Annotated in this window: 17 protein-coding genes; 7 read left to right on the plus strand and 10 right to left on the minus strand. The window is 64.3% G+C overall.

Annotated features, from left to right (window positions below; translation table 11 throughout):
- Positions 1-2: 2 nt before the first annotated feature.
- From glcE to DWB85_RS07340, 3 genes are read right to left on the minus strand one after another with little or no spacing between them, the layout of a single operon-like run.
- Complete coding sequence (gene glcE / locus DWB85_RS07330; protein ID WP_117953565.1) at positions 3-1,037, minus strand: glycolate oxidase subunit GlcE; 1,035 nt, start codon at positions 1,035-1,037, stop codon at positions 3-5.
- Positions 1,030-2,469 (minus strand): FAD-linked oxidase C-terminal domain-containing protein, encoded by a 1,440-nt coding sequence (locus tag DWB85_RS07335; RefSeq protein WP_117953566.1) that lies wholly within the window; start codon positions 2,467-2,469, stop codon positions 1,030-1,032. Before DWB85_RS07335 ends, glcE begins: the two co-directional genes overlap by 8 nt.
- Positions 2,466-2,867 carry a secondary thiamine-phosphate synthase enzyme YjbQ gene (locus DWB85_RS07340; RefSeq protein ID WP_117953660.1) on the minus strand — a complete coding sequence of 134 codons (402 nt, stop codon included), beginning with the start codon at positions 2,865-2,867 and terminating at the stop codon, positions 2,466-2,468. The genes DWB85_RS07335 and DWB85_RS07340 overlap by 4 nt, the downstream gene beginning before the upstream one ends.
- A gap of 96 nt (positions 2,868-2,963) precedes the next feature.
- Between DWB85_RS07340 and DWB85_RS07345 the strand changes: the two genes are divergently transcribed.
- Together DWB85_RS07345 and DWB85_RS07350 are read left to right on the plus strand one after the other, a co-directional pair.
- Positions 2,964-3,413, plus strand: coding sequence for a YaiI/YqxD family protein (locus DWB85_RS07345; protein WP_205422685.1), 450 nt, complete (start codon positions 2,964-2,966; stop codon positions 3,411-3,413).
- A 56-nt stretch (positions 3,414-3,469) separates the two neighbouring features.
- Entirely contained in the window at positions 3,470-4,036 is a 567-nt protein-coding gene (locus DWB85_RS07350) for a lysophospholipid acyltransferase family protein (RefSeq protein ID WP_117953568.1), read from the plus strand.
- 8 nt (positions 4,037-4,044) lie between these two features.
- On the opposite strand, the gene DWB85_RS07355 is transcribed toward DWB85_RS07350, so the two are convergent.
- The 5 genes from DWB85_RS07355 to DWB85_RS07375 form a co-directional block, all read right to left on the minus strand.
- Entirely contained in the window at positions 4,045-5,139 is a 1,095-nt protein-coding gene (locus DWB85_RS07355) for an ATP-binding protein (protein WP_205422681.1), read from the minus strand.
- Positions 5,140-7,398, minus strand: coding sequence for an ATPase, T2SS/T4P/T4SS family (locus DWB85_RS07360; RefSeq protein WP_117953569.1), 2,259 nt, complete (start codon positions 7,396-7,398; stop codon positions 5,140-5,142). It lies immediately after the preceding gene.
- A 177-nt stretch (positions 7,399-7,575) separates the two neighbouring features.
- The gene (gene folE / locus DWB85_RS07365; protein WP_117953570.1) at positions 7,576-8,256 is read right to left on the minus strand and encodes a GTP cyclohydrolase I FolE; all 681 of its coding nucleotides are present in this window, start codon (positions 8,254-8,256) and stop codon (positions 7,576-7,578) included.
- Between the two features lie 113 nt (positions 8,257-8,369).
- On the minus strand, positions 8,370-9,023 hold the full coding sequence (locus DWB85_RS07370; protein ID WP_117953571.1) for a ChrR family anti-sigma-E factor: 654 nt from the start codon (positions 9,021-9,023) through the stop codon (positions 8,370-8,372).
- Between the two features lie 4 nt (positions 9,024-9,027).
- Positions 9,028-9,636 carry a sigma-70 family RNA polymerase sigma factor gene (locus DWB85_RS07375; protein ID WP_338055634.1) on the minus strand — a complete coding sequence of 203 codons (609 nt, stop codon included), beginning with the start codon at positions 9,634-9,636 and terminating at the stop codon, positions 9,028-9,030.
- 155 nt (positions 9,637-9,791) lie between these two features.
- On the opposite strand from DWB85_RS07375, the gene DWB85_RS07380 reads away from it, so the two are divergent.
- From DWB85_RS07380 to DWB85_RS07400, 5 genes are read left to right on the plus strand one after another with little or no spacing between them, the layout of a single operon-like run.
- Positions 9,792-11,078 (plus strand): NAD(P)/FAD-dependent oxidoreductase, encoded by a 1,287-nt coding sequence (locus tag DWB85_RS07380; protein ID WP_117953573.1) that lies wholly within the window; start codon positions 9,792-9,794, stop codon positions 11,076-11,078.
- Positions 11,075-11,827, plus strand: a complete 753-nt coding sequence (locus DWB85_RS07385; protein WP_117953574.1) for a DUF1365 domain-containing protein — start codon at positions 11,075-11,077, stop codon at positions 11,825-11,827. Before DWB85_RS07380 ends, DWB85_RS07385 begins: the two co-directional genes overlap by 4 nt.
- A gap of 2 nt (positions 11,828-11,829) precedes the next feature.
- A complete protein-coding gene (locus DWB85_RS07390) occupies positions 11,830-13,086 on the plus strand; it encodes an SAM-dependent methyltransferase (RefSeq protein ID WP_117953575.1) in 1,257 nt (418 codons plus the stop codon).
- Positions 13,083-13,604 carry a DUF2878 domain-containing protein gene (locus DWB85_RS07395; RefSeq protein ID WP_117953576.1) on the plus strand — a complete coding sequence of 174 codons (522 nt, stop codon included), beginning with the start codon at positions 13,083-13,085 and terminating at the stop codon, positions 13,602-13,604. The genes DWB85_RS07390 and DWB85_RS07395 overlap by 4 nt, the downstream gene beginning before the upstream one ends.
- Positions 13,591-14,238, plus strand: a complete 648-nt coding sequence (locus DWB85_RS07400; RefSeq protein WP_117953577.1) for a hypothetical protein — start codon at positions 13,591-13,593, stop codon at positions 14,236-14,238. The genes DWB85_RS07395 and DWB85_RS07400 overlap by 14 nt, the downstream gene beginning before the upstream one ends.
- Here the strand turns inward: DWB85_RS07400 and DWB85_RS07405 are convergent.
- Both DWB85_RS07405 and DWB85_RS07410 read right to left on the minus strand, forming a co-directional pair.
- Complete coding sequence (locus tag DWB85_RS07405; protein ID WP_117953578.1) at positions 14,202-15,656, minus strand: cryptochrome/photolyase family protein; 1,455 nt, start codon at positions 15,654-15,656, stop codon at positions 14,202-14,204. The genes DWB85_RS07400 and DWB85_RS07405 overlap by 37 nt on opposite strands.
- Positions 15,653-17,092 carry an SDR family NAD(P)-dependent oxidoreductase gene (locus DWB85_RS07410; protein WP_117953579.1) on the minus strand — a complete coding sequence of 480 codons (1,440 nt, stop codon included), beginning with the start codon at positions 17,090-17,092 and terminating at the stop codon, positions 15,653-15,655. Before DWB85_RS07410 ends, DWB85_RS07405 begins: the two co-directional genes overlap by 4 nt.
- Between the last annotated feature and the right edge of the window lie 46 nt (positions 17,093-17,138).

Raw genomic sequence — 17,138 nt, forward strand, 5'->3', positions numbered from 1 at the left:
GCTTACATCCAGCTGTACAGGCGGCCGGGGTTGAGTATGCCACCGGGGTCCATGGCCTGCTTGAGCCGCCGCTGCAGTTGCCGTTGCACCGGGTCGAGCTCAGCCCGTACATCCGCCTGGCGGTCGCCGCCAGCATACAGGCACAGGTGTGAACCCGGGGGCACCCGTGCCGGCCTGGCCCGCAGCCAGCGCTGGCTGCCGGCCCAGTCGATGCACTGCGCCGGCCCGTTTTCCGCCGCCGTGTGCACATTGGTCGCCAGCCGCCAGAGGGCTTGTTCGCCGGCGAAGAAGGGGTGACTGAAGTCGCGCAGCTGCTGCCACAGGTTGTCGTCCACCCGCTCGCCGCCCCAGCTGCTGGCGGTGTGCTCCACCGCGCGCCGGGCCCCCGCCAGGCGCAGGTACAGGCGGCCATCCAGCCAGCAGGCACCGGTCAGCGGTTTGGGCTGTCGGGCTTTCTCCGCCATCTGCCGCAGTGCCTCGTCGGCGCTGGTCTCAATCGCCAGGGTCAGCGTGCACTCGGGCAGTGGCAGCACCTTCAGGTGGACCTCGGTAATTGCCCCCAGGGTGCCCAGCGCGCCTGCCTGCAGGCGGGACACGTCGTAGCCCGCGACGTTTTTCATGACCTTGCCGCCAAATTCCAGCAACTCGCCCTTGCCGTTGATCAGCTGCACACCCAGCACCGCGTCGCGGACCGAGCCCAGCCAGGGGCGGGCCGGGCCGTTGATGTTGCAGGCCAGGGTGCCGCCCAGGGTGGCCCTGCCGGCAAATGGCGGCGGGTCGAAGGGCAGGGTCTGGCCCTGCTCGGCCAGCAGCGCCTGCAGCTCGCTGACAGGGGTGCCGGCGCGGGCGCTGAGCACAAGCTCGCCGGGCTGGTAGTCGCTGACCCCCCGATAGCTGCCAAGATCCAGTTCCGCGTCGGCCCGGCATTCACGGCCGATGATCCGCGCCTTGCTGTCGCCACCGCGCAGGCGCAGGGTCTGCCCGCTGCGGTATGACTCGGCCACCTGTTGCGCCAGTTTCTGCAGTGCCTCAGCCATGACGGTGCCTCGCCGGCAGTGCGCGGTATTCCTGGCAGCGCTTGAGTAGGGGAATGCCCTTGCCCGGATTGAGGGTCAGCACCGGGTCGAAGGCGTGCTTGATGTCCTCGAACTGGTGCAGCTCGGCCTCGCCGAACTGGCTGGGCATCTGCGCCAGCTTTTCCAGCCCGACCCCGTGCTCGCCGGTAATGCAGCCGCCGACGGCCACCGACAGCTCGAGGATATCGGCACCAAAGCGTTCGGCGCGGGCGATCTCTTCCGGCTTGCCGCCGTCGAACATGATCAGCGGGTGCAGGTTGCCATCGCCGGCGTGAAATACGTTGGCGCAGCGCAGCCGGTAGTGTTGTGACAGGCGGGCGATTTCCTCCAGCACCCCGGACACCTGGCCGCGCGGGATAGTGCCGTCCATGCAATAGTAATCGGGACTCATCCGGCCGACCGCCGGGAAGGCCGACTTGCGGCCCTGCCACAGCAGTTGTCGCTGCGCCTCGTCGGCGGATACTGTCATCGAGGTAGCGCCGTGACCAGTGAATAGCGACTGCACCGCGGCGATGTGTTGCTCGACCTCCTGCTCGGTGCCGTCCAGTTCACAGAGCAGCAGCGCCTGCGCGTCCCGGGGATAGCCGGCGGCGACGAAATCCTCCGCGGCCTGGATGGCCAGGGCATCCATCATTTCCAGGCCCGCGGGGACTATGCCCGCGGCGATAACCGCGCCGACGGCGTCACCCGCCGCGCGCACACTGTCGAAGCCGGCCATGATAACGCGGGCCAGCTCGGGCGTGGGCAGCAGCTTCACCGTCACTTCGGTGACCACGCCCAGCAGGCCCTCGGAGCCGGTGAGCAGGGCCATCAGGTCGTAGCCCGGGCTGTCCAGGCCGCTGCTGCCGAGGGTGGTCCTGTCGCCGGCTACCGTTAACAATTCCAGGGACAGCAGGTTGTGCACCGTCAGCCCGTACTTGAGGCAGTGCACGCCGCCGGAGTTTTCCGCCACGTTGCCGCCGATGCTGCAGGCAATCTGGGAGGAGGGGTCGGGGCCATAATACAGTCCGTGGCCGGCGGCGGCCTGGGAAATGGCCAGGTTGCTGACCCCCGGCTGGACCCGCGCGGTGCGCGCCACCGGGTCGACGTCGAGTATGCGGTTGAGTTTGGACAGCCCCAGCAGCACGCCCTCGGGATGGGGCATGGCGCCGGCGCACAGGCCGGTGCCGGCGCCGCGGGCTACCACCGGCACCTGGAGCCGGTGACAGCAGCGCAATACTGCCTGCGCCTGGTCGACCGTTGCCGGCAGGGCCACCAGCTGCGGCAGCTCCCGGTACAGGGAAAGCGCGTCACATTCGAAGGGGCGCTGCGATTCGCGATCCTCGATCAGGCAGTCGGCGGGCAGGATAGCTCGCAACTGTGTCCGCAATTGTTCGCTGTCTATGGCCTTCACAGGTGCATAACCACTTGCCGGGTGCCACTGAAGTGGCGGTGCTCCCAGAGGTAAATGCCCTGCCAGGTGCCCAGCATCAGTTCTCCGTGCTGGAAGGGAATGCTCAGCTGGGTCGCGGTGAGGGCTGACTTGATGTGCGCGGGCATATCGTCGGCGCCTTCCAGGGTGTGGGTGTACAGCGGATCGTTTTCCGGCACCAGCCGGTTCATCCATTGCTCCAGGTCGATGCGCGCGCTGTCGTCGTAGTTCTCCTGGATTAACAGACTCGCCGAGGTGTGGCGGATGAACAGCGTGCACAGACCCTCGTCCCTGCCACTGTGGCTGAGCGCTTGCCGCACCGCGGGCGTAAACGCGTGCAGGCCCTGTCCAGGGACCTTGATGTCCAGTTGAGTTATCAAAATGTCACTATGAGTTCGATCGATGACCCAGTTTACCCGATTCTCCGGTTTCAGCATAAAATGTTGCCCTGGTACGCGAAGGAAAGACACATGGCGATAACAATCTGGGTGGACGCGGATGCCTGCCCGAAAGTGATCCGGGAGATCCTGTTCCGGGCGGCGAAGCGGGTGGAGCGCCCGCTGGTGCTGGTGGCGAACCATGTGATCCCGGTGCCGAATTCCCCCTGGATCAGCTGCCGGCAGGTGCCGCAGGGATTTGACGTGGCCGACAACTACATCGTGCTGCAGGTCAGCGCGGGGGACCTGGTCATTACCTCGGACATACCGCTGGCGGCGGAAGTGATCGAGAAGGGCGCCGCGGCGATTTCTCCCCGGGGTGAGCAGTTCACCGCCAACAATATCCGTCCCCGGCTCAATATGCGCGATTTCATGGAGACCATGCGCTCCAGCGGCGAGCAGGTGGGGGGCGGGCCGCAGGCTCTGGGCGACCGCGACAAAATGACCTTTGCCAATGCCCTGGACCGCTACCTGGCCAGGCATGCCTGAGCATTGCGGCAGCGGCTGTGCTACTCTGCGCGCCCCTCACCACGGTTGATTAAGCCATGAAACAGTCATTGGCCCGCACACTGCTGGGCTGGCTTGGCTGGACGCTGGAAGGCGCGAAGCCGGATTGCCCGCAATATGTGCTGATAGCCGCGCCCCACACCTCCAACTGGGACTTCCCCCTCATGCTGCTGTTCGCCGCCGCCTTCGACATGAAAGTAACCTGGATGGCCAAGCACTCGCTGTTCTGGCCGCCCCTGGGCTGGTTCATGCGCGCGCTGGGCGGCATGCCGGTCAGGCGCCACCGGAATATGCGCACGGTAGACGCGATGATCGATGCTTTTTCCCAGCGGGCGGAGCTGGTGCTGGTGGTGCCCGCAGAGGGCACCCGCGCCAGGGCCGAGTACTGGAAGTCCGGTTTTTACCACATTGCCAGGCAGGCGGGGGTGCCGGTGGTGCCCTCTTTTCTAGATTTTGGCCGCAAACGCGGGGGCTTCGGTCCGCCCCTGGAGACCACCGGCGACGTGGTCGCCGACATGGATTACCTGCGCGGGTTTTACCGCGGCATGGAGGGCAAGTTCCCGCAGCAGTTCGGCCCGATCAGGCTCAGGGAAGAGGACACCTGAATCTGGCCCTAGAAGCGGAAAGAGGCCTGCCAGCGCTGGAAAATAGTCTCCCAGACCTTGCCGTCCTTGTTCGCCACCTCGGTCTCGAAGTAGTGGTTCATGCGTTTGAGGTCGGCGACATTGTCCTTGATCGCCGCCCCCACCAGGAAGTCGGTGAAGTCCTCGGCGAGCATTTTCCCTTCCCGGTAGTAGTAGGAGTACACGCCCATGGCGTGCGCCACGGATACCGCCTCCGCGGTGGACATGACCGCCGAGGCCAGCCGGTCGGTGCTGCGCCCGTCCAGTGACTGGCCGTTGCGCAGTTCGTGAAAAATGATCACCAGCGCCTCGATGATCTCGGCATCGGGCTTCACCTTCACGCCGGAGGCGGTCAGTGCCTTTTCCGCCTCGCGCATGACCACGCCGATCTCGTCCTCCACATTCCTGATCGGGCGGATGGTCTCGAAGTTCATCCGCCGCTTGAGCGCCGAACTCATCTCATTGACCCCGACATCCGTGGTATTGGACGTAGCCACAAGGTTGAAACCGTCACGGGCGTAGAGAATGGCGTCGTCGCCGGCCAATTCGGGGATGGTGATGGAACGCTCGGACATGATAGACAGCAGCGCATCCTGCAGCGCCGGGGAGGAGCGGGCGATCTCCTCGTAGCGGACCAGCAGGCCCTGCTCCATGCCGCGGTAGATCGGCCCGGGGATGAGCGCCTCCATGCAGGGACCTTTCGACTCCAGGATAGCGCCGTTCCAGGTGTACAGCAGCTGTTGCACGGTTGCTATCGCCCCGCCCTGGATGATCAGGGTGGAATCGTCACAGATCGCCGCGCAAATGAGTTCCGACAGCCAGGATTTGGCGGTGCCGGGGGCGCCGACCAGCATCGCCCCGCGCTGGGTGGCGAGCGAGACAATGACCCGGGTGACAATCTCGCGGGGGGCAACAAACTTGGGTGCGATGCCGGCGTCCGCGTCGCCCAGCACGAAGGTTTCCACCCCTTTTGGCGACAGCAGCCAGCCGGGCGGTTTCGGCCACTTGTCCTGCGCCCGCAGCATGGCCAGTTCCCCGGCGTAATAGGATTCGGCCGGCAGCCGCTGAATTGCCTTGTCCGTCACTTAGCTGGCTCCCCGTTTTTCCGGCGCCATGCGATCCGAGGGCAGCACCCGCGGCAGTTCCGACAGGGGAATGGTGCCGTCGATAACGTGATTCAGGGCACTGTCGCGCATGGTAATCAATCCCGAGTCGAGCGCCAGCGCCCGCAGCTGGGCGATGGGGTAGCGCAGGGATATCCCGGTGCGGATCTCGCTGTTGACCTGCATGTACTCCACCACCCCAATGCGGCCTTTGGTGCCGCGGCCGCCGCAGTTCTCGCAGCCGGCCCCCTGGTAACAGCGGAAGCTGTCCGGTGTGCCCTCGGGGAACAGCTCGGCGATAATTTGCGGGTCCGGTTCGGCTTCCTGGCGGCAGTCCGGGCACACCCGCTTGGCCAGTTTCTGGGCAATCACCGCCATCAGTTCACTGGCGACTGAATTGGCCTGCACATCCAGGTCGTAAATCCGCTGCAGTGCATCCACGGCATCGTTGGCATGCAGGGTCGAGAGCACCACGTGCCCGGTCTGGGAGGCGCGGATGGCTTCTACCGCGGTTTCGGTGTCGCGAATCTCCCCCACCAGGATGACGTCCGGATCCAGGCGCACGAAGGAACGCATGCCGTCGGCGAAGTTGAAGCCAATGTCGGGCCGGGTGTAGGTTTGCTGGATGCCGTCGATGGAGTACTCCACCGGGTCCTCGATGGTCAGCACCTTGCGCCGGCCGTCCTTGGCCAGTTCCGTCAGGCCGGCATACAGGGTGGTGGACTTACCGGAGCCGGTGGGCCCCACGACCAGTACCAGCCCGGATGGGTTTTGCAGCATGCGCCGGTAGGAGCGCATCAGGCGGGCGCTCATGCCCAGGTCCTCGATGGCCACGATATTACCGGACTGGGGCAGCAGGCGGATAACCACCGCTTCCCCGTGCAGCGAAGGCTGGACCTGGATCCGCAGGTCGTAGCTGATGCCGCCCGCGGTCAGCTGGGAGCGGCCACCCTGGGGCAGGCGTTTCTCGGCGATATCCATGTCGCCCCTGATCTTGATCACGTTGACCAGGCCGCGCGCCTCCTGGGGTGACAGGTGATAGTGGTTCAGGTCGTGCAGGTCACCATCCACCCGCAGGCGGATGCGCACGTGGGACTTGTACTGCTCGATATGCAGGTCACTGGCGCCGTCACTGACCGCGTCCAGCAACAGGGCATCACAAAGCGTGATCAGATGGGCCTCGATCCGGGTTTTTTCCCGGTCCAGCAGGTCGTCATTGTCCTCTTCCGGTTCCGGCTTGGCGGCCCACAGCTGGTGGGCGTTACCCTGCAGCGAGAGCTCCACGGTCGTCCACAGGCGTTTGAAGTCATTGGGTGTGACCAGAATCTTGTTGACCTGGTCGTAGGGATACATGTGGTAGATATCGTCGACCTTGCTGTCGGGGTCATCGGTGACCACTTCCAGGGTATGGCCTGCCACCCGCAAGGGGATCAGGTGATGGCTGTCGAGAAAACTGCGGGAAAAGCCTTCCATCAGCTCCGGTTGCACCTGTGGCAGCAGGTCGTCGATGGCGGCGAAGGGCATGCCGTTTTCCTCTGCCAGCCGGCGGTACAGCGGCAGGTCCTCCATATTCAGCTTGTCCCGCAGCACCTTGATGACCGGGAGCTTCTTGTCCCGGGCCAGTCGCCTGGCCTCGGAGAGCATGACCTGGTCCACCATGCCCATATCCAGCAGGGTCAGCCCGGTGTCGCGGGAGAAGTCCATCATCGCCAGTTCCTTGCGCAGCGGGGTGCCCAGTTCACTGACGGTGTAGCGGGTGAGGATGAGGGTGTCGTTCTCCCCCTGTTCAATCGCCAGCAGGCGCCCCCGATCAGCGAGCTGGGCGATCAGCGGCCCCTTGTCGATGACTTTGGGTGTGGCAACGAAAATGCGGTCGTAGGGCCCCAGCTCCGGCGCACCCTCGCTGCCGTCGGTGGTGCGCTGGATCAGGTTGCACAGCCCCAGGTCGTTGAAGCGCCGCTGGGCCTGGCGGGCCATGGCCGGGCAGATTTCCAGGGCGACTACCCGGTCGGCCAGCTTGCTGGCCAAAGCGGCCAGGTAACCAGCGCCGGTGCCGACCAGCAGTACGTTGTGCTCCGGCCCGATGGCGGCGTGATGCAGTATTTCCGATACCGCATTGGTAGGCGGGATGCTGCGCCCGTGGACCAGCGAGGCGTCGCTCATTTCGATGAAGTGATCTCGTGGCAGGTCGCGCATGGCGGCGGTGACCTGCGCGGCAATCGCTGGATCCTGTCGGTACATTGATTTCCTGCAGCCGTCCCTGTTGATGTCAATTATGTGCTATTGGCAGATCGGGTGGTTGAGCGAAATCAACGGACACTGCGCACAGACGGACTCAACTGTACCGTCACGCTGCCGCCCCGGGCAAGGCGGCAGTGGGGCCCCGCGGCATTTTGCCGCAGGAGGGGTGCGCCGGAGTCAGCGGCGGAGAAATTCTGCCCGCTGCTGCGGGTCCGTCTTGAAGCGGCCGCCCAGGGCCAGGGTGCTGGTGCTGGAGTTACCGTCCATGACCCCCCGGGACTTGACGCAGAAGTGAGTCGCCTCAATGCTGACCGCCACGTCATCAGTGTCCAGCAGGGTCTGCAGGGCCACCAGAATCTGCCGGTTCAGGCGTTCCTGTACCTGCGGGCGTTGGGCGAAAAAGCGCACGATGCGGTTGATTTTGGACAGGCCGATAACCCTGGCGCCGGGGATGTAGGCAACCCGGGCGAAGCCATCAATAGTGATGAAGTGGTGCTCGCAGGTGCTCACCAGTTCGATGTCGTCGATGAGCACCATCTCATCCACCCGCATCTTGTTATCGATGGCGGAAATACGGGGAAACTGCTGGTAATCGAGCCCGGAGAATATTTCGTTGAGGTACATGCTGGCGATACGGTGGGGTGTTTCGCTGAGGCTGTCGTCACGCAAATCCAGTCCCAGCGTGCTCAGCACATCGGTGAATGACTGGTGCAGGCGCTGGTACTTCTCCTCGGCGGAGAGGCCGGTGGGGGACATCGGCGTCTCCAGTCCCGCCTCGATCAGCGCCCGGCGGACCCTGTCGGCTTCAGGTGACAGCGCCTCGGCAAGTAGCGCTTTCTCGGGGACGATTGCATTCATTGGTAGTCCTCATTGATTCAGGTTGAATTAGGTACGAGCAGGGCCGGGCATCGGATGCCTCGGCGGGCAGAAAAAAGGCCGCGAATGCGGCCTTGGGCGGGTTGCGGTCCTGGTCAGCTGGGCTGGATCCTCAGGAACGGGTTGACCACCCGGTATTTCCAGTCAGTGAACTTTATCGGCGCATCAAGCACGCCGATGCAGATGCAGTCGCGATCCCGGGTGGCGGTGGGCGAGTGCTGCTGCTGCGCATCCCGGATGATGAAGTCGCCCACCTCGTAGTGCCCCTCCTCGTCGGAAAAGCCGCCTTCCAGCACCAGGGTCAACTCGGTGCCCTTGTGGGTATGTTTGGGAATGCTGGCGCCAGCCTTGATGTGATACAGGGCAAACTCGTTGTCGACATCGCCGGTGCGCAGGCGGCTGATCCGCACATCGGAGGTCACTTTGTCCCAGCCCAGGTCATCGTAATCGCCACGCATCAGGCGCTGGATCAGGGGCGGGGGCGCATCGCTCGCCGGCATGTTCTGGTAGCTGAGCGGCTGAGCTTCGTCGTCCAGTCGCGACAGGACGGTGCGCAGCAGGGAGTCGTCTACCTGCTGTGGCGCCATTTCCTCGAACAGCGCCGAGCCCAGCTGCTGCAGCCGCTGGTGGTTGCGGCGGCACTGTTCACAGTAATTCAGGTGTAGTGACACGCATACTGACTGGGCCAGGGGCAGGGTGCCCGAGGCGTACTCGTTCAGTAATCGTGTGTCGGGGTGGTAGTTAGCCATAACTCTATCTTTCAACCATCAATTGGAGTTTCTTCATTGCCAGACGCACCCGGGATTTGACGGTACCCAGGGGCAGGTCCAGCTCCTCAGCAACCTCGCTGTGAGATTTTCCTTCCATGTAAACTTTCATCAGGATCTGGCATTGCTCGTGGGGCAATTCCTGCAGCATCTCGCGGATGCGCGCCGCTTCCCGCTTTTGCTGCACCGCGGCGAACAGTTCGTCGGACTCCGCCTCGGGCCAGATATCGTCGGCGCTGATCGGGGTGTCAAACTTCTGCAGGCGCCGGTACATGTCTGTTCTGCAATTTCTTGCAATGGTGTAAATCCAGGTGCTGGCGGCGGCCTTGTGGGGGTTGAAGGCCGCGGCCTTCTGCCATACCTTGATCATGACTTCCTGCACCAGTTCCTCGGCGTGTGCCGCCGCCAGTGCTGAACCGTTGAGGGCGAAGGCCTTGATCAGCGGGGCAAAATGCCCAAACAGCCTGGCGAAGGCCTCTCGGTCCCGCTCCTCCGCGACACGCTGCAGGCAGAGGCTCCATTCATCGTCCCGTCTGCCGGTGGAATCCATGCCTGCGGTGTTGGACATCGTTGCGCTCGCTCTTGCTTGGGTCACTGCATTTTCCCGGATTCTATCATTGTCAGGGGCTTGTACGCGCCTGCGCTCTTTACGGATCACCTGATATAAGAAAGACTTTACGGTGTTGATCCGGCGTCTCGGTCGACCCGTAACTAGGCCAGAAAGCAGCTTACACGGGAATTTGCAGCACCATGAAAATCGCGATTATCGGCTCTGGCATTTCAGGGCTTTCCTGCGCCTATTACCTGCACCGGCAGCATGAGGTTCATGTCTTCGAGCGGGCGGAGCGCATCGGTGGCCATACCGCCACGGTAGATGTGGCCATGGGCGGGCGGCGTTTTGCCATCGATACCGGGTTCATCGTGTTCAACGACTGGACCTACCCCAATTTTATCGCCCTGATGGACGAACTGGGGGTGTCCAGCAAGGCCACCGAAATGAGTTTCAGCCTGGCGGACCGCGAGTCCGGGCTGGAGTATGCCGGTTCCAGCCTGAACACGCTGTTCGCCCAGCGGGCCAACCTGGTCTCGCCCCGCTTCCTGGGCATGTTGCGGGATATTATGCGTTTCAACCGCCAGGCGGTGGATGACCTGGAAGCGGGCAGGCTGAGTCCCGATATGAGCCTCCGGGAATATCTGCAGCGCGGCAACTACGGCCGGGCCTTCGTCGACTATTACCTGGTGCCCATGGGCGCGGCGATCTGGTCCGCCGATGTGCCGGTCATGCTCGACTTTCCGCTACAGTTTTTTGTCCGCTTTTTCCGCAATCACGGGCTGCTCAGCATTCGCAACAGGCCTCAGTGGCGGGTGATAGAGGGAGGCTCGCGGGAGTACCTCAAGCCCTTGAGCGACCCCTTTGCCAGGAACATTCACACCGGCGCGGCCATCAGCAGCGTGCGGCGAGTGGAGCAGGGCGCCCGGCTATGCTTCGAGGGCGGCCGGGAAGAGGATTTTGACGCGGTGGTGTTTGCCTGCCACAGCGACCAGGCGCTCGCCCTGCTGGCGGACGCCGGGGCGCTGGAGCGGGAAATTCTCGGCGCCATTCCCTACCAGAACAACGAAGTGACGCTGCATACCGACACCCGGCTGCTGCCGAAACTGGAGCGGGCCTGGTCCAGCTGGAACTACCAGCGCCGGCCGGACACCCAGCGTCCCACCCTGACTTACAACATGAATATTCTCCAGGGGCTCAATGCCCCGGAAACCTTCTGTGTCACGCTCAATGATCGGGCCGCTATCAATCCCAACAAGATTCTCGGCCAGTTTGACTATGCGCACCCGGTGTTTACGCTGCCCGGCATCGCGGCCCAGGAACGCTGGGCTGAGATCAACGGTGGCAGCACCTGGTTCTGCGGCGCCTATTGGCGCAATGGCTTCCACGAGGACGGGGTGTTCTCGGCGCTGCGGGTGGCCGAGGGTATCGGGGTGGACGCCCGTGCGGCGGGCACCCCCCTGGCGCGGGTGGGCACGGCCGCATGAAAAGTGCCGTTTACAGCGGCTGGGTCGCGCACCGGAGGCTGGCCCCCCGGGGGCACAGTTTCCGTTATCGCGTGTTCATGCCGTTGCTCAACCTGGACGAGCTGCCGGCGCTGCTGGAGCGCAGCTGCGGCTGGTCTGCCAGGCGCTGGGCTTTGGCCCGCTTCCGCCGGGAGGACTTTTTCGGCGACCCGCGGGTCGCCCTGAAGACGGCGGTGCTCGATGAAGTGCAGGCGCGGACCGGGGAGCGACCCACCGGGCCGGTGATGATGCTGGCCAATCTGCGTTACTTCGGCTACCTGATCAACCCCATCAGCTGTTATTACTGTTTTGCCGATGACGGCTCACTGCACAGCGTACTGGCGGAAGTGACCAATACCCCCTGGAGCGAGCGCTGCGCCTATGTGCTGCCGGCGGCAGGGCGCGAGGGCTGGCTGGAAGCCGAGTTCGACAAGGCCATGCACGTGTCGCCCTTTATGCCGATGGACATGCGCTATCACTGGCGCAACAACCTGCCGGGCGAAAAACTGGTGCTGCACCTGGCCAACTCCCGGGGCGGCATCAAGCAGTTCGATGCCACCCTGCATCTCGAGCGCAGGGGCGAGTCGCCGGCCTACTTCAGCCGCTACCTGGCGCTGTACCCGCTGATGACCCTGCGGGTCGCCACCGGGATTTACTGGCAGGCCCTGCGCCTGTGGCTGAAGCGCATCCCCTTTATTCCCCATCCAGATACAGTCAACAGCGAGAACTGAACATGAGCGATGTAAGTGCCATCCGCCTTCCCGGGATACGCAGTCACTGGCGCGGCCAGGGCTTTGCCCGACGGATGCTGACCGGCGTACTGTCCCGCCTGCAGGGCGGCTCCCTGACCCTGCACGAGGGGGAGCGCAGCCTGCACTTTGGCGACGACGCGGCGAATGGTATTCACGCGGTTATCAATGTCCACGACGCCGCGGTGTACCAGCAGGTGCTGACCGGCGGGGTGATCGGGTCCGGCGAGGCCTACATGGCCGGTCACTGGTCGTCTCCCAACCTGGTGGATGTGATCCGGCTGTTCTCTGCCAACATGGCCACCATGGAGGCCATGGACTCCGGTTCCTCACGGCTGCGTCAGCTGCTCCTCAAGGGGCTGCACTGGGTAAACAACAACAGCCTGAGCGGGTCCCGCCGCAATATCAGCGCCCACTACGACCTGGGTAACGAGTTTTTCAGCCTGTTTCTCGACCCCACCATGATGTACTCCTCCGCGGTGTATCCTCATGCCGGGGCCAGCCTGGAACAGGCCTCGCTGCACAAGCTGGACTTGCTGTGCCAGCAGCTGGAGCTGCAGCCGGAGGATCATTTGCTGGAAATCGGCACGGGCTGGGGCGGCATGGCGATTTTTGCCGCCCGGCACTACGGCTGCCGGGTGACCACGACCACCATTTCCCGCGAACAGTACAAGTACGCCAGGGAGCAGGTCGCCGCGCTCGGGCTCGAAGATCAGGTGACGGTGCTCTGTGAAGACTACCGCAAGCTCCAGGGCAGCTACGACAAGATCGTCTCCATTGAGATGATCGAGGCGGTCGGCCACGAATACTACGCCGAGTATTTCCGCCGCTGCAGCGACCTGCTGGCGCCGGGGGGCAAGTTTGCCATCCAGGCCATCACCGTACAGGACCAGCGTTACGTCCAGGCCCGGGATTCCGTCGACTTTATCAAACGCTATATCTTCCCGGGGGGCTGCCTGCCGTCCGTGGAGGTCATTTCCCGGCATATCGCCAGGGACACTGATATGCAGGTGGTCAACCTGCGCGATATCACCGCGGATTACGCCCGCACCCTGGCCGAGTGGCGCAGCCGCTTCATGGCGGCCAGGGATGAGGTCAGGGCCCAGGGCTTTGACGACATCTTCGAACGCATGTGGGAATTCTACCTGTGCTATTGCGAGGGCGGCTTCCGCGAGCGGATTATCAGTACCGTGCAGCTGACTTTTGCCAAGCCGGGATACCGCTTCGACGCCCGGGCATGAAACTGAAACTCCTCAATGGCGCCCTGTTCAACATCAGCTGGCTGCTGATTGTCAGCGCCCAGTCTGCCCTGGTGGCCTGGTGCGTGGCGGCGCTGCATGTGGGCCTGCACATGCTGCTCATGGGCAAGGGCAGGGGTGAGTGGACATTCATCCTGCTGATGGGCGCTGTGGGGCTGCTTATTGACCAGTTGCTGTTTGTCGCCGCTGTCCTGCGGCAGGATTCGGGCGGGATCGCGCCGCTGTGGCTGTCGGCCCTGTGGCCGGTGCTGGCCACCACCTCGCTGCACGTGTTTTCCGGTCTTCGCGACCGGGTGGTGCTGGCGGCATCGCTGGGCGCGGTCGGTGGTTTCCTCAGTTATCGCCTCGGGGTGTCGCTGTCGGATATCGCATTCGGGGCCATGCCGGCCAGCGGGATTGTGCTGGCGCTGCTCTGGGCACTGTTGTTCCCCACCATGCTGTTTCTAGCCCGGCAACTCGAACTGCAGTTCGCGCGAGGACAGGCCCATGCGTCCTGTTAGCCTGGTACTGCTGGCCGCAGTGCTGGCGGCGGACGCGGCGGCGATGAATGTGATCGGCAGCGCCTATGGTGTTGATGATGGCGAACTGCGGTACCGCGAAATCCACCAGTGTTCCAGTGATGGCGACCGCTGCACCGTGGAGTATAAAAACCCCGCCGGGGAGGTGTTCGCCCGCAAGGTGGTCAACTACCAGGACTCACTGCAGGCGCCGTCACTGGAGATGCAGGACCTGCGTCATGGCGAGACCGTGCGGATCAAGGGTGACGACGGGGGTGAACTGGTGATCGACGCGGGTTTCGACCACTACGTGCGCCGGCGCTGGCAGCAACTGGTTGACGGCGACACCGTGCGTTTCCCCTTCCTGGTTGCTGGCCGCGACAAGCCGCTGGACATGACGGCGAGGAAGGCAGTGGGCGACGACTGCCCGCAGGGGCGCATGTGTTTTACCGTGGCGCTGGATAACTGGCTGTTGTCCAGGCTGGTGTCCCCCATTTGGCTGGAGTATGACGCGCGGGACAGGCGCCTGCTGCAGTTCAGGGGCGTGAGCAATATTCGCGACGCCGAGGGCCGGTCGCAGCAGGTGCGGATTGATTATCGCTATCCAGAGGCGTCCCCGGAAGGGAGTACGTCGTAGGCATCCAGGGCGGCGGCCCTGGCCTCCTTGTGATCGACCATGGGCTGCGGATAGTGATCGCCAAGCGAGATGCCTGCCGCTTCCATGGCAGCGTCCGGCGCTTCCCAGGGGGCATGCAGGTGTTTGTCTGGCAGATCGGCAAGCTCGGGGACCCAGCGTCGGATGTAGGCGCCGTCGGCGTCAAAGCGCTGACCCTGCAGCACCGGGTTGAAAATCCGGAAGTAGGGCGCGGCATCGGCGCCGCAGCCCGCCACCCACTGCCAGCCGCAGCTGTTGTTGGCGAGGTCGGCATCCACCAGCGTATCCCAGAACCAGCGCGCGCCCCACTGCCAGGGCAGCAGCAGGTGCTTGGTCAGGAACGACGCGCAGACCATTCTTACCCGGTTGTGCATAAAACCCGTGTGCCACAGCTCGCGCATGCCCGCATCGACGATCGGGTAACCGGTCTGGCCCTGTTGCCAGCGCCGTAGCCGGCTGCGGGAATCGCCCCAGGGTAGCTGCTCGAAACGCGGTTTAAAGGGGCGTTCAGGGATGTGGGGATAGTGGAACAACAGGTGGTGGTTGAACTCGCGCCAGCCGATTTCGGCGATGAACTTCTGGCGGTCGCTGTCGCCAGCGGCAGCGGCGGCGAGGATGGCAGCGCAGGCCTGGCGGGGGGACAGTTCGCCCCAGTGGAGGTGGGGTGACAGCCGGGAGCTGCCGCGCAGGGCGGGAAAGTCCCGCGCCTTGCCGTAACCCTCCAGTCCATTGCCCGTGAAGCGGCGCAGGGCGGCTGTGGCGCCGTCGGTGCCCGGTGTCCAGTGATCCAGCCAGCCTTCTGCCCAGTTTGGGGATACCGGCAGCAGGCCCCAGTCCTCGGCTTTGACGCCTTTGAGGCGGTGGTTCTTGAAGCGGCCCCGGGCCAGCTGCTGGCGACTGCCCGGCGCGGGTATGCCCAGCTGGCGACAGTGCCGCCAGTAGGGTGTAAACACCTTGAATGGTTGCCCTGACTTGTTGCGGATGGCATCGGGGTGGAACAGCAGGCTGCCCTCGTGGCGGTGCAGCGGCACCTCGAGTTGCTCCAGGTCTGCCGCCAGCTCACGTTCCAGCTGGCGATTCCACGGCTCGTAGGCCTCACTGCAGTAAACAGCCCTGGCCCCTGTCTCCTGCACCAGCTCGGTGAGCAGTTCGCGGCTGGCGCCCTTGCGAACCAGCAGGCGGCCGCCCTTATCCCTGATTTGTGCGGCCAGGGAGACCAGGCTGTGGTGCAGCCACCAGCGGCTGGCGCCGCCCGGCGCCCAGTCACCGGCGGTGTCATCGTCGAGGACATAACAGGGAATGACGGGATGGCCGCTGGCGGCGGCAGCTTTCAGTGCCGGCAGGTCGCTCAGTCGCAGGTCCTGCCGGAACCAGTAGATGACCGGGTCGGTTGAACTCAACTTGCTTTTGCCTGGGGCAGGGGAGACGCAGTAGCGTTCGCCGCCGGAGCGTATGCCTCGAGGAAGCGGAACAGCTTCTTGCGCTCGGCAGCGGTCTCCTCGGTGCCCTTGAGCAGGTACTGGGTCTGCGGTTCCCGATCCAGCAGCAGCTGGCCGCTGAGTTTGCCCGCTTCGGTGGCTGCCGCCAGCCAGACGATGGTGTCGGCGCCCTCTTCGGGGCTGCGCAGGGCAAAGCGGGTGAGGGTGTGGAAAGTTGGCAGCGACGTCTGTACGCCGGGAGTATCGGCCCAACCCGGATGCATGGCGTTGACCGCAATGCCCTCCTTGCGCCAGGTCCGGGCCCAGTGGCGAGTGACCACCATGAGCGCGCGTTTGGCCCGGGCATAGGCGGTGGCACCGGCAAACTCCTCATCCTCCCGGGAGACCAGCCGCTTGACCGAGAGTTTCTGGGAGTACATGCCGCCGGACACCACATTGATGACCCGGGCCCCGTCCGCTGCTGCCAGCAGCGGTTTCAGGCCCAGGGTCAGGCGGTAGGGGCTTAACAGCAGCAGCGCCACACTGCGCTCGATACCTTCGCTGGTGGCCTGCCACTCGTTGTACAGGGCGCCGGCGTTATTGATCAGCACGTCGATGGGGCGCCCCTGGTCGCTCAGCCGCGCCACCAGTGCGTCCACGTCTGCCAGCAGGGACAGATCGGCCAGCTCCAGGGCGATATTGTCGTTCCCGGTTTCCGCCTGGATTTCCCGCCTGACCGCCTCGGCCTTGCCCTTGTTGCGCATGACCAGGGTCAGGTCGGCGCCCCGACGCGCCAGCTCCATGGCGCTGGCGAAGCCAAGGCCGGTGGAACTGCCGGTGATGACCACGTGCTTGCCCCGCAAATCGGCGGAGACCGGGTGCCAGTGCTTGCGCCCCCGGCGATAGCCAACACGGGTGAAGCGGGCCAGTTTCGGCAGTACCAGCCTGTCGGCAAGGGCGTCGTCGGGCTCACGGGGTGCGGGGAAGCGATCATCCAGCGCTTCCTTGAGTCCTCGCAGGGAGGCCTTGCCCATGCGTTGCAAGCCGGGCTCCATGGCGCCGGTGAGGGGCTTTATCAATGGCCGGAAGTGAAACTGCGCCTGGTAGTCGATGCGCGTGCTGTTGCCGGACCCGGTGAAAGTAATGGTGTCCTCGATGTCGAAAAAGCGGCTGCTGCCGCGCAACAGAATCTTGCGCGGCGGATCCAGCTCCGCGACTTCGTATTCGATGTCGATGGTACCCAGCGGCATGGCGCAGTTGACCAGGAAGCGGGTGCCGACGGCGACCGGACCGGCGGTCAGTTTAGTGGCCTCCCGGGCGGTGGAGTCCCACTCGGCGGTGGTGGTGAAGTCGGCGACATAGGCGAAGGCCTCTGCGGCGGGTCGTTTCACGCGAATGGTTTCGTGGAGCAGTGTCATGTTGGTTACCAGCAATGGTCAGAGTGAATGTCGCCCTTGTTACGCA

The organism is Seongchinamella sediminis (genome assembly GCF_003457605.1).
Taxonomy (GTDB): Bacteria; Pseudomonadota; Gammaproteobacteria; order Pseudomonadales; family Halieaceae; genus Halioglobus; species Halioglobus sediminis.